Source organism: Methylocapsa acidiphila B2, assembly GCF_000427445.1.
Lineage (GTDB): Bacteria > Pseudomonadota > Alphaproteobacteria > Rhizobiales > Beijerinckiaceae > Methylocapsa > Methylocapsa acidiphila.
In genome coordinates this window covers 696,165-708,643 of record NZ_KE386496.1, presented here as the reverse complement: position 1 = coordinate 708,643, position 12,479 = coordinate 696,165, and the positions used below count along the sequence as shown (strand labels likewise).

The 12,479-nt window shown below is 63.5% G+C and carries 10 protein-coding genes; 5 read left to right on the top strand and 5 right to left on the bottom strand.

The window, feature by feature from the left end; translation table 11 throughout:
• Window positions 1-23 precede the first annotated feature (23 nt).
• Both METAC_RS0104830 and METAC_RS0104825 read left to right on the top strand, forming a co-directional pair.
• Entirely contained in the window at window positions 24-1,403 is a 1,380-nt protein-coding gene (locus METAC_RS0104830) for a cation diffusion facilitator family transporter (RefSeq protein WP_026606146.1), read from the top strand.
• Window positions 1,400-2,716, top strand: a complete 1,317-nt coding sequence (locus tag METAC_RS0104825; protein ID WP_245257420.1) for an MFS transporter — start codon at window positions 1,400-1,402, stop codon at window positions 2,714-2,716. Before METAC_RS0104830 ends, METAC_RS0104825 begins: the two co-directional genes overlap by 4 nt.
• Before the next feature lie 62 nt (window positions 2,717-2,778).
• Here METAC_RS0104825 and ettA read toward each other — a convergent pair whose 3' ends face one another.
• Window positions 2,779-4,431 carry an energy-dependent translational throttle protein EttA gene (gene ettA / locus METAC_RS0104820; protein WP_026606144.1) on the bottom strand — a complete coding sequence of 551 codons (1,653 nt, stop codon included), beginning with the start codon at window positions 4,429-4,431 and terminating at the stop codon, window positions 2,779-2,781.
• Between the two features lie 321 nt (window positions 4,432-4,752).
• On the opposite strand from ettA, the gene METAC_RS0104815 reads away from it, so the two are divergent.
• A complete protein-coding gene (locus METAC_RS0104815; RefSeq protein ID WP_156898117.1) occupies window positions 4,753-6,795 on the top strand; it encodes a hypothetical protein in 2,043 nt (680 codons plus the stop codon).
• 53 nt (window positions 6,796-6,848) lie between these two features.
• On the opposite strand, the gene METAC_RS0104810 is transcribed toward METAC_RS0104815, so the two are convergent.
• Both METAC_RS0104810 and METAC_RS0104805 read right to left on the bottom strand, forming a co-directional pair.
• The gene (locus tag METAC_RS0104810) at window positions 6,849-8,549 is read right to left on the bottom strand and encodes an OFA family MFS transporter (protein ID WP_026606142.1); all 1,701 of its coding nucleotides are present in this window, start codon (window positions 8,547-8,549) and stop codon (window positions 6,849-6,851) included.
• A 139-nt stretch (window positions 8,550-8,688) separates the two neighbouring features.
• Window positions 8,689-9,894 carry a cupin domain-containing protein gene (locus METAC_RS0104805; RefSeq protein WP_026606141.1) on the bottom strand — a complete coding sequence of 402 codons (1,206 nt, stop codon included), beginning with the start codon at window positions 9,892-9,894 and terminating at the stop codon, window positions 8,689-8,691.
• 131 nt (window positions 9,895-10,025) lie between these two features.
• Between METAC_RS0104805 and METAC_RS0104800 the strand changes: the two genes are divergently transcribed.
• A complete protein-coding gene (locus METAC_RS0104800) occupies window positions 10,026-10,904 on the top strand; it encodes a LysR family transcriptional regulator (RefSeq protein ID WP_026606140.1) in 879 nt (292 codons plus the stop codon).
• A gap of 103 nt (window positions 10,905-11,007) precedes the next feature.
• Window positions 11,008-11,649 (top strand): glutathione S-transferase family protein, encoded by a 642-nt coding sequence (locus METAC_RS0104795; RefSeq protein WP_026606139.1) that lies wholly within the window; start codon window positions 11,008-11,010, stop codon window positions 11,647-11,649.
• Between the two features lie 6 nt (window positions 11,650-11,655).
• Here the strand turns inward: METAC_RS0104795 and METAC_RS0104790 are convergent, their stop codons facing one another.
• Both METAC_RS0104790 and crcB read right to left on the bottom strand, forming a co-directional pair.
• Window positions 11,656-11,997 carry a DUF190 domain-containing protein gene (locus tag METAC_RS0104790; protein ID WP_026606138.1) on the bottom strand — a complete coding sequence of 114 codons (342 nt, stop codon included), beginning with the start codon at window positions 11,995-11,997 and terminating at the stop codon, window positions 11,656-11,658.
• A 3-nt stretch (window positions 11,998-12,000) separates the two neighbouring features.
• Complete coding sequence (gene crcB, locus METAC_RS0104785) at window positions 12,001-12,423, bottom strand: fluoride efflux transporter CrcB (RefSeq protein WP_245257419.1); 423 nt, start codon at window positions 12,421-12,423, stop codon at window positions 12,001-12,003.
• Window positions 12,424-12,479: the final 56 nt, after the last annotated feature.

The window sequence follows — 12,479 nt, the reverse complement described above, 5'->3', positions numbered from 1 at the left end:
CAGCGAAACGGCGGGAGCAGGCGATGAGCGAAGCGAGCGAGCTCAAGGAACGAGCCGCGCTCGCGTCGATCGCGGCCAGCGCCATTTTGACGATCGGGAAATTCGCCGCGGGGATCGCCTCCGGCTCATTGGCGATCCTCTCGGAGGCCGGCCACAATCTCGCTGACGTCGCTGCGACAATCCTCACCTATTTCGCGATCAGGATCGCGAATAAGCCGGCCGATGAGGATCATCATTACGGCCATGGCAAGGTCGAGGCTCTCGCCGCGCTGATCGAAACCGGCTTCCTGTTCGGGCTGTCCGTCTACATCCTTGTCGAAGCCTTCCGGCGGCTGTTCAGCGAGGACGTCGAGATCGAGGCGAACTGGCTCGCCTTCGGCGTCCTGATCATCTCCATCGTCATCGACATCGCGCGCTGGCGGTCGCTGCGGAGAGTCGCGCTCACGACCCGAAGCGAGGCGCTCGCCGCCGACGCCTTGCATTTTTCCAGCGATATCGTCAGCTCGGCTTTGGCGCTCGGCGGACTTGTCGCCGCCCATTACGGCTATCCGCAAGGCGACGCCATCGCGGCCCTGGGAGTCGCCGTTTTTGTGGCGATCGCGGGTTATCGAATTGGCCGACGCACGGTCGACGCCTTGACCGACGCCGCGCCGAAAGGCCTCGCCGAGGAGATCACTTCCATCGCTCGCGCCGTGCCGGGCGTCATCGACATAGAGACGGCGCGTCTTCGTCCCGCGGGCGGCGAGGTGATCGGCGATCTTTCCATCTCGGTAGCGCGGACCCTTCCGCTGGAAAAGGCCGCTGCGATTAAGGCGAATGTCGCGGCGGCCATCGCCGCGCGGCGTCCCGAAGTCGCGTTGACCGTGACGACGCATCCGATTGCGCTCGACGATGAAACCATCCTCGAGCGCGTTTTTCTGATCGCGGCCAAGCGTCATGTGCAGATCCACCATGTCACTCTGCAGGAGATCGATGGAAAGACCTCGATCAGCTTCGACGTCGAGATCGACGGCCGCATGACGCATGGCAATGCGCATGAGATCGTCTCCGGCCTCGAGCGCCAGATCCGTCATGAGCTCGGCTATGACGTCGAGGTCGAGACCCATGTCGAGCCGCAGGAGCCGCGCCAGCTGCCCGGGCGCGACGCTTCCGCCGCCGCCCACGCGGAGATCGCATCCGCTTTGGCTCGGATCGCCCCGCAGACAGGCGCCATCGAGGACGTTCACAGCGTGAGGGTCAGGGAGACGCCGGCGGGACTGGTCGTGAATTATCACTGCCGGGTCGATCCCGAGCTCAGCGTCGACGCCGTTCACGAATGCGTCGACGTGCTGGAGCGCAAGATGCGCGACGAATTCGCCTCGATTATCCGCATCGTCGGCCACGCGGAGCCCTTGCTCGCATGAGCTTGCGCGAAGATCCCGCCTCTCACGCGGCCGCCTTGCCCATGCTTGTCGGCCTAATGCGCGCCAAGCGCTTCGCGCCTCTGTTCTGGTGCCAGTTCTTTTCCGTCTTCAACGATAATTTCGTGCGCAATATGCTCGCCATGCTGATCCTGTTCAGGATCGGCGAGGCGGATGCCGGGCCCTTGATCACGCTGGCCGTCGGCATTTTCGTGCTGCCCTCGCTCTGCCTTTCCGGCCTCGGCGGGGAAATGGCCGATGCGCAAGACAAGGCGCAGGTCGCGAAGCGCTTGAAATTCGCCGAGATCCTGGTCCAGGCCGTCGCCGCCGCCGGACTTTGGCAGTCCTCGCTCCCGCTGCTCTATGCGGCTCTCTTCGGGCTCGGGGTGATCTCGGCCCTTTTCGGGCCGGTCAAATATGGCATCCTCCCCGACCTCCTGGCGCGGCATGAGCTCGTCGCCGGGAATGCGCTCGTCGAGGCGGCGACTTTCATCGCCATCTTTCTCGGATTGATCGCGGGCGGGCTTTCGGCTGCCGGCCGCGCGCCCGAAGGAACCATGGGGCAGCTGATGGCCATCGCCCTCGCCTGCTGGGCCGCGAGCCTTTTCATCCCCGTGACCGGACGCGCCTCGCCGAACCTTCGCATCAATCCGAATGTGCTCGCCTCGACCCGCGACCTCTTGCGCGAGCTCAGGCGCGACCGCGCGATGTGGGGCCATAGCATGGCCGTGTCCTGGTTCTGGATGACCGGCGCGGTGACGCTTTCCCTCGTGCCTGTCGTCATCCGCGACAAGACCGGCGGCGGCATAGGCGTCGAGACGGCGGTCAGCGCGTTTTTCGCGCTGGGGATCGCGATCGGCTCGATCGCAGCCGCTTTCATTGCGCGCGGCCGCATCGTCCTCGCGCCGGTTCCGCTCGCGGCCCTCGGCATGGCCGGCTTCCTGATCGATCTCGGCCTGGCCACCTGGAGCCTGCCGGTCGCGACGACCGAGATCGACGTCCGGGCCTTCTTGAGCTCGGTCCCGGGCCTGCGCATCGCCTTCGACGTCACTGGCCTCGCCGTCGCCGGCGGTCTCTTCGTGGTGCCCTTGTTCTCGGCGATTCAGGCGGACGCGGCCATGGAGATGCGCGCCCGCATCGTCGGGGCCGTCAACATTCTGAACTCCGCCTTCATCGTCGCCGGCGTTCTTCTCACCGCCGGCTTGCAGAGCCGCGGCGTCGGCCTCTCGGAGCCTATACTCCTCGCCGCGCTCGGCGTCCTCAATCTCTGCGCGGCGCTCTATGTCCGCCGGATCATCCTAAGGCCGACGGCCTAAAGCCTTGCGGCCTCGCGCCTACCCGCAAGGCCGCCTCGAGCGCCTTTCAATCGGTACATGCTCTACCGCGAGAATTTCTTATATTTCATCCGGTGCGGGATGAGACTTTCCTGGCCGAGGCGGCGTTTCTTGTCTTCTTCGTAATCGGCGAAATTTCCCTCGAACCATTCGACATGGCTGTCGCCCTCATAGGCGAGAATATGCGTCGCGATGCGGTCCAGAAAGAAGCGGTCATGCGAGATGATCACCGCGCATCCGGCGAAATCGGTCAAGGCCTCTTCCAGCGCGCGCAAGGTCTCGATGTCGAGATCATTGGTCGGCTCGTCGAGCAGCAGCAGATTGGCGCCCGACTTCAACATTTTGGCGAGATGCACGCGGTTGCGCTCGCCGCCTGACAAATTGCCGACCTTCTTCTGCTGGTCCGGCCCCTTGAAGTTGAAGGCGCCGGTATACGCGCGGGAGTTGATCTCACGCTTTCCCAGGTAAATCACCTCATTGCCTTCGGAAATTTCTTCCCAGACATTCTTCTTTGGATCGAGCGCGTCGCGCGACTGATCGACATAGCCGAGCTTCACCGACTCGCCGACCGTGATCGAGCCCTTGTCCGGCTTCTCCTGGCCAGTGATCATGCGAAACAGCGTCGTCTTGCCGGCACCGTTCGGGCCGATGACGCCGACGATGCCGCCGGGCGGCAGCTTGAAGGTCAAATCGTCGATCAACAGCTTGTCGCCGAAGCCTTTCGAGAGATGCTCGAAATCGACGACCGTATTGCCGAGGCGCTCGGCCACCGGAATGACGATCTGCGCGGCAATCGGAGCTTTGTCGTTTTGCTTGGCGACAAGATCCTCATAGCGCTGGATGCGGGCCTTGGATTTCGCCTGCCGAGCCTTGGGGCTCGACGAAATCCAGCCGGCTTCCGCCTCAATGGCGCGCACGCGCGCGGCGTCCTCGCTCTTCTCCTGCTGCAGCCGCTTCTGCTTGGCTTTAAGCCAGGCGGAATAATTGCCCTCATAGGGAATACCGCGGCCGCGGTCGAGCTCAAGAATCCAACCGGTCACATTGTCGAGAAAATAGCGGTCATGGGTGACGATCAGGATCGCGCCCGGATAGGTGCGCAAATGTCCTTCGAGCCAATTCACCGTCTCGGCGTCGAGATGGTTGGTCGGTTCGTCGAGCAGCAGAAGATCGGGCTGCTCCAGCAGCAGGCGGCAGAGCGCGACGCGACGGCGTTCGCCGCCGGAAAGCTTGTCGACCGCCCAATCGTCGGGCGGGCAGCCGAGCGCATCCATGGCGAGTTCGACCTGCGCGTCGAGATCCCACAGGCCCTTGGCTTCGATCTCGTCCTGCAGCGCGGTCATCTCGTCCGCCGTCTCGTCCGAGTAATTCATGGCGAGTTCGTTGTAGCGCTCGAGGATCGCCGTTTTGGCGGCGACGCCCTGCATGACATTGCCGCGCACGTCGAGCCCCGGATCAAGCTGCGGCTCCTGCGGCAGATAGCCGACGCGCGCGCCCTCGGCGACGAAGCCCTCGCCGGTGTACTCCTTGTCGATGCCCGCCATGATTTTCAAAAGCGTCGATTTGCCGGCGCCATTGACGCCGAGCACCCCGATCTTGGCGTCGGGATAGAAGGATAGATTGACGTTCTCGAGGATCTTCTTGCCCGTCGAAAAGGTCTTTGTGAGACCCTGCATATGATAAATGAATTGCCGCGCCATAAAGCTCGCGTCTCGCCGTCTGAGAAGGAGAATGAGGTTGGACGTCTATGTAGCCGCGCCGCGCCGCGCGGTCCAGACAAACCGAAGCGTCTCATTAATTAAGGTCGGGACGATCTTGGTCTTGCCGACGTCACAATTGGCCGCCTAGCTGCTCGTTTCGGAAGCTTGGAAAGAATTTCAGCGACAGAGCGAGAAACGACGCAAACCAGCGCTCCAAATTAGATTATCACGGATTGATCGCCACGATATTTTAGGCCGATTCATCGCAAAATCGTTGTGATCTCGCGTCGCGGCGCGACGCCGACCAGAAGGACCTGCACCTTGCAAAAAAGCGGATTGCGCGATTTTGGGGCCATCGTTCCCAGCTTTTCCGAGAACAAGCCCGTCGCTCCCGCGGCGCCTGCCCCGCCCGCCGCTGCTCCGTCGAGCCACCCCCCTTCCGCCTCGCCAGCGCCTGTCTTTACGTCCGACGCCAAAGACCCAGCGGGCGGGGCCGGACCCGACGCCGAGCTCGACCTTCTGGCCGAGCTCGCGCTTCACGCCGGCGCAGAGACGCCTTTGACGATCGGCCTTCTCGGCCGCTCCGGCACAGGCAAGAGCCTGGCCCTGACACGGCTCCTTGCGTCGATTGAGGCGTTGAGCGCCGCGGCGCGCCGCGCTGGCGAGACGCCCTTCTTGAGCAAGGTCGTCACCGTGAAGATCGACGCGGCGGACATTGAAGGGTCTCCAACGATCGCGCTTGCAGGGGCGCTCCATGCGCGCCTCGCCGCGGTCGCGCCCGCCTTTGCAGCCGAAGCCGTCCATGCGGCGAGCGACCCTCGCTCCGCCGCCCGCGACGCCTTCGAGCGGCTCGACGCGGCAAGGCGCAAGCTCGAGGCGGAAAAAGGCGCTCTCGGCGAGGCCGAAGGCCGGCGGGCCAAGCTGACGGAGACCTTGCTTTATGAAAGCTCGGGCTCTCAAGTCGACGCCTTTGCGCGTGCGAACCGCACGCGGATCAAGACGGCTCTGGCGGCGTTCGGCGTCACCGGCGATCCGGTCCGCGATTACAAGGACATGATCCGCGCGATCGCGGACCGCGACGGCGGCGGGCGGACAGGCTTCGCCTTGCGCTCCTTCTGGTCGCTCAAAGGGCAAGCGAGGCTCATCACGCTTGCGATCTTTCTCGCACTCATCGGCATAGGCCTCGGCGAGGCCTATGCCCAGCAAGCGGCCTGGCTCGGCTGGCTCCGCACGAACGACCAGTTCGCCACCGCCGCCTCATGGCTCGAAAATCACCTGGATTGGATTCCGACGCTCCGTACGGCGGCCTTCCTCGCCGCCGCCCTCGCGCTCGGCGTCAACCTCTGGCGAGCCTTGCGGCTCATCCAATTGACCTTCCGGGGCGAGCGCCTCTTGCAGGAAGAGCTCTTCGCCCGGCGCCGGGAGTCGGATGGTCATTTCGGGCATCAGACCCGGCGGGTCGAAGCTCTGACCGCCGAAGTCGAAACGCTCACCCGCCGCGCCGCCGAGGCGGAACGGCGCGCGGGCGGCCTCCAGCCCGATCATTCGGCAGCAACGGAACCGCCGCCCTTCGCGCTCGACCTCGTCAAGCAACAGGCCCAACGTTTCATCGCAGCGGTCGGCGCGATGATCCAAAAACGCGGTCGGCTCGCAGAGGATGACAAGAGCGCCGCCGCCATAGACGCCCCGCAGCGCATAGTCCTCGCCCTGGACAATCTCGACGCCGCGCCGACCGCGCGCGCCTGCGAAATCCTGGCTCAAGCCCGCGCAGCGCTCGGCCCCGGCTTCGTCGCGCTGATTGCCGCCAATCCAGCGCGGTTCCGCATCGCCGGATCGGATGCGGATTGCGGCCTCGATCGATGGATTCAGGCGCCGTTCCAGGTCGGCGAAACCGCCGCCCGCTCCGATTATGGCGCGCTGGTCCGCAACATTCTCGGCCAAGGCGCAGCTCCGACACAGGAACCGCCGCGCGACGCAACGCAATCCGCGCTCGATGTGCCAATGTCAGAAGCAGAAGCCGAGCTACTGGCCGAGCTGGCGCCGTTGGCCGGCGGCTCGGCGCGCGCCGTGAAGCGTTTCGTCAATCTCTATAGGCTCGCGCGCACGCGGGCCGAGGAAGGCCGAGACCATAAAGGCGCTCTCGCCCTGATGCTGGCGCTCGATGCGGGAGGAACTCAGGGCGAAATCGCGGCCATGACCGACGCGCTCTCCGGGCCGAGGGGAGAAATCAGCGTCGATCTGCTTCAAGGGGGGCCGCGGCTCACCCGGGCGCTGGCGGCGGTTCAGGCCGCTTATGGAAAGATCGGCGTCGAGGCCGCACGCCGCGCCGCCGCCGTGGCGCGGATTTTTTCCTTCCACGCCTGACCTTTGAAACGAGGCCGCGCTCCAAGGGAGACGGCCTCGAGCCTTAAGCGCGCCTACTGGAAGATTTTGACGGCGCTCTCCAGCGCTTTTCCGACGCCCCAAAGCGTTGGAACGGAAACGAGCGCCCAAACGAAGACGGCGGCGGCCTTCTGCCAAGCAGACACAGCAAGAGCCGCCGCGCCCACGGAAGCGCCCGCGCCGGAAACCGCGGCCGTCGACTTTTCCTGAAGGAGCCGCTTTTCCGAAACTGGCCCGACCAAGGCGTTCGCGACCAGGCCGATCACCAGAAACCCGGCCAAGATATACATGGTGCGGTCATAAACGAGCGCGCGGTCGACCCCCGCCGCAATTTGCGCGTCGCGGATATAGCCGACGACGAGCGGGCCGACGACTCCGGCGGTCGACCAGGCCGTTAGTAGGCGCCCGTGGATCGCGCCGACATATTGCACCCCGAAAATATCCGCGAGATAGGCCGGAACGGTGGCGAAGCCGCCGCCATACATCGACAGGATGATGCAGAAAGCGGCGACGAACAGAGCCTTCGAACCGATATGGGCGAAGGTCGGCGCCAAGGCGTAAAGAGCGATCCCCAAAGCGAAGAAAGTAAAATAGGTCGTCTTGCGTCCGATCCTGTCCGAAAGTGAAGCCCAGAAAAATCGACCGCCGATATTGAACAAGGACAATAGCCCGACGAAGCCGGCGGCGACCGTTGCGACCGCCGTTTTTTGAGCGAGGTCGAGCGCCGAAAATCCAACGCTCGGCGCGCCGATCAGCGCGCCGGCGAAAATTTCCTGAAGCATCGGCGAGGCCATGGCGAGCACGCCGATGCCGGCCGAAACGTTCATGCAAAGGACAATCCAGATCAGCCAGAACTCGAAGATTTTATGGGCATCGTCCAGATGGACATTGCCCGAGGTCACGAGCCGACTCTTGTGCTGGGTCGGACTCCAACTGGCCGGCGCCCATCCCGTCGGCGGAACCCGATAGCCGAAGGCGCCGATGAGCATGCTGGTCAAATAAATCGCGCCGAGCACCGCCAGCGTCTGCCAAACCCCAACCCCGGTCGGAGAGCGAAATCCTGGAAGATGAATGGCCAGGCCCAGGCCGCCAAGGTGAAAATTGAAGAGATCGCCACCGTTCATCAGGAGATTGGCGAGCGGCGAGCCGATCAGCGCGCCGCCGCCGAAGCCCATGATGGCCATGCCGGTCGCCATGCCGCGCCGATCGGGGAACCATTTCACCAAGGTGGAGACAGGCGAAATATAGCCGAGGCCAAGGCCGATCCCGCCGATCACGCCCATCCCCAGCCAAAGAATCCAGAGCTGATGAACATAAACCCCGAAAGCGCCTAGCAAGAACCCGCCGGCCCAGCAAAAGGCCGCCGCGACACCCGCCTTTCGTGGTCCCGCGCGCTCGAGCCAGCCGCCAAACACGGCCGCGGAAAGGCCGAGGAACACGATCGCTAGCGTGAAGATTATCAATAGATCGCTGACGCGCCAGTCGCAGCTCGTCGTGACCAAAGCAGAAAAAACCGTCATGTCGGGGCATGCGACCGGCGTGTCCACGCCGAGAGCTCGAGACAGCGGCAGCCAGAACACGCTCAGCCCATAGGCCATCCCGATACATAAATGAATGGCGAGCGCGGCCGGCGGCACGAGCCAGCGGTTGAAGCCGGGTTTGGCTACCGTGCGCTCGCGCGACAGAAATCCGCCTGCTATCCCTTCGTTTAGATCAATATCCTCAACTCTGGCCATTGACGCGCCCCTGCGAAATAAATCTGAACTCGGCCTGTCTACACGGATCGAAACATCACGAGGAGCGATCGCGGAGATCGCTCCTCTTGTCGTTCCTTAGCTTCAACCTGCTCCCCCATCTCCAAGGTTAGCCATTAAACTAGATCGGGACAACGGGGGTCTTGGTCTGCGCCATCTGCCGAAGCGTCGCGACGTCGATGTTCAGATGCGCCGCGACCAGCTCATGCGGGACGTTGGCCATCCAGGACGCCAGCGAAATATCCGAATATTCGGGGCTCGTGAACACCTCCAGAAAGCGAAGCTTGTCCTTGCCGATGTTCTGGATGTAATGGCCGATCGATTGCGGCACATAGCCGACGTCGCTCGGGTGGAACTCCACCGTGTTGTTGCGGCCCTCGCCATGGAAGACGCCCATGCGCGCCGTACCGCTGATGTAATATTGCCATTCGTCGGACGTCGGATGCCAGTGCAGCTCGCGCATCCCGCCGGGCTCGACCTCCACGAGGGCGGCCGCCATTGTCGTCGCCTTGAAATTATTCGAATCGGCGATGCGGACCGCCCCGCCCTGGGATTTGAAGACCGGCTTCTGATCGAGGAGCGAGAATTGATAGGGATTCGGCACTTCCGGCTGCTTGCTCTGCGCAAGATCGTCGGCAAGGCTCTCCGGCAAAGGCGCATTGAAGATCCAAAGATCCTTCTTCGGCACATTGTCGAAGGCGGAGCCAGGAACGCCGAAATTCTTGGCGAGCACGTCCTTTGGCGTGTGATTGACCCAATCGGTGATGAGGAAAGTGCTGTCCTCGGAGAAATTGCCGTCATTGAAGACCAGGACGAATTCGCAGCCGTCGGGGCCTAGCCCCTGGATCGAATGCGGCACGCCGCCCGGGAAGAACCAGAGATCGCCCTCTTTCACGTCGCCGACGAATTTGCGCGCGCCGGAATCGACCGCGGTGATCCGCCCGGAGCCATAGGTCACATAGGCCCATTCTGCGGGCACGTGCCAGTGCAGCTCGCGCACCGCGCCGGCCGGGAGCCGCATGTTGACGCCGGCCATAGCTTTCGAGATCGGGAAATTGCGGACGGTGACCTCGCGCGCCCAACCAGCGTCCGTGTGCCGGTTATGGACCTGAGAAAACGAATGCCGCAGCGTGCCGAGATTGCCGTGGTCGGTTGGCAGCGATCGCCAGTCGTAGGGGTTGATCGCCTCTTGCGCCGCATCACGCGGGCCGGGATCACTCTCAGCGACGGCGGAAAAGGTTTCGGCTGAAGCCGTCGCGGCGGCGGCGGCGACGAGGCCGCCGGCCGCGCCGCTCGCCAAAAGAGCCCGGCGTGAATATATGTTCATTGTTTTCTCCCTGAGTTTTATCGTCGGCGGAGCAACCCAGCCGGCTTCCGCGCAAGATTGCGGATTGTCATCGGGGGTGGAACGCCGATAGTCGCGATTATTGCTATCGTCTTTTCCGATAGGGTCGGCCCATGCTCGATCCCGCGCTCTTGCAGACCTTCCTGATGATCGCGGAGGGAAATAGTTTCTCCGAGGCGAGCCGCAAGCTCGGCTTGGGCCAGCCGACCGTCAGCGACCATGTCCGCAAGCTCGAGACGGCGGTCGGTCACCGGCTTTTCGTGCGCGACACGCATTCCGTCGCCTTGACGATCGAAGGCGAGACGCTCGTCGGCTTCGCGCGCAGCATCCTCGAGGTCAATGAGCGCGCCAGGCGCCATTTCGCCGGAACGAAGCTCCGCGGCCGCCTGCGCTTCGGCGCCTCCGAGGATCTCGTGTCCTCATGGCTGCCTGACGTGCTGCGCGGCTTCGTGCAGGACCATCCCTTGATCGACCTCGAATTCACGATTGCGCTCAGCAATAGCCTGATCGCGCGGTTCGACGCCGGCGAGCTCGACATCGTCTTGTGCAAGCGCTGGCCGGGCGAGGAGCGCGGCGAGCTCGTCTGGCGCGACCGCTTCGTCTGGGCCCGCGGCGCGGAGACCCCAGGCTTGGACGGAGACCAGGTCCAGCTGATCCTCTATCCGCCGCCGAGCATGTCGCGTTTCGTGGCGCTGGCCGCGCTCGAACAGGCCGGGATTCCCTGGCGCATCGCCTGCACCAGCGGAAGCCTGAGCGGCCTCGTCGCTGCCGCGCAAGCCGGCCTTGGAATTATGGCGCATTCGCGCAAGTTGCTGCCCAAGGGCTTGATCGAATGTCAGCCAGGCCCAGGTCTAGTCGGAGAAAATTTGTTCCGCCAAACGCTGCCCGGTCTGGGGGACGTCGAGTTCGTACTGCTGCGCGCGCGACAAAGCTCCGCGGCGCCCGCGGCCGAGCTCGCCGCCGCCATTTACGCCAAGGCCGAGGGCTTCTGAACCGCGCCGCCTGGTGGCACGCATTTCTCTTGCGCCGAAACGCCCGCGGCGAAAGGCTGAAGGCGCGCCGAGAAGCGGCGCCGGCGACAAGGGATAGTTCGAGATGAAATTCTATATGACGCCGGGCTCTTGCTCGACCGGCATCCATATTCTGCTCGAGGAACTCGACAAGGCGTTCGAGGCCTATATCGTCAACCTTCCGGCCGGCGATCATTTCAAACCAGACTATCTCGCGATCAATCCTAAATCGACCATTCCGACGCTGGTGCGCGACGACGGCTCCTCGCTCACCGAAGTCCAGGCGATCGCCTATTGGCTCGCGCGCGCCAATCCACGGGCGAAGCTCCTGCCAGACGACGTCGAGGCCGAGACAAGGGTGGTCGAAACCCTCGCCTTCGTCGTTGGAACCGTTCATGGGCAAGGCTTCGCGCGGATTTTCGCGACCCCGACCTTCACCCGCAATGAGGCCGATCACGAAGCGGTCCGCGCCTTCGGCCGCGAGTTGGTCGAAAAATGTTTCGCGATCCTGAACGATCAGCTCGGCGCCAAAGACTATGTCGTGGGCCAATTCTCCATCGCCGATCCGATTTTATTCTATGTCGAGTTCTGGGCCGACAAAACGAAAATTCCCTTGCCGGCTAATCTTCGGGCGCATTACCGGCGCATGCTGACGCGCCCCGCCGTGCAAAGGGTCCTACGGGAGGAAGGCTATAATCTTGCGACGCTTGGCCAAGACGCCGCCTGAGGCGCTTCACGCGTTGCCGTTCGCCCCATATTGCAGCACCTGAACCTTCTCCAGGGTGATGAGGCCGCTTCCCATCATAGCGTCGAGCGCGGGGAGAAAAGCGTTGATCTTCTCCTCGCTGTCGACGATCTCAATCACAAAAGGCAGATCCTCGGACAGGCTCAGGATCTTGGTCGTGTGAAGACGGCTCGAATGGCCAAAGCCCATCGGCCCGCGCAGCACGGTCGCGCCGGCGAGATGAAGCTCGCGCGCCTTCATCACAATCGCTTCATAAAGCGGTTGATGGCCGTGGCGGTCATCCTCCCCGATGAAGATCCGCAGAAGCACGGCGTTGCGAGGGATTTGCATCGATCACGCTCCCTTGAGCTGATTGAGCGCGGAAGCGGCGACATGGCCGAGCCAGACCGCCAGGAAACAGAGCGTCACCGACAGGACGGCGTTGGCGCCCGCGCGCAGCCATTCGCCGTCGCGCGCAAGATAGAGCGTTTGCAGGCTGAAGGAGGAAAAGGTCGTGTAGCCGCCGCAGAGACCAACCATCACGAATTGGCGCGCCGTCGTGCTCGCGAGCACACGCCCATCGGGGCCCGTGAGCGTTGCGAAAAAGCCGATGACGAAGGAGCCGCTGACGTTCACAAGGATCGTCCCCCAGGGGAAGGCGCCGCCAAGATGGTTGTCCACGAAGCCCGAAAACCAATAGCGCGAGGCGCCGCCGAGCGCGCTGCCGATCATGATCCATAGATAGAGCATTCTCGCCCAACCTCCCACGATTCCCATGCGCTCGGCCCGCCCAAGTGTTGAGCACAGGCGAGGCCGCAGGATCAAGAGAGCGA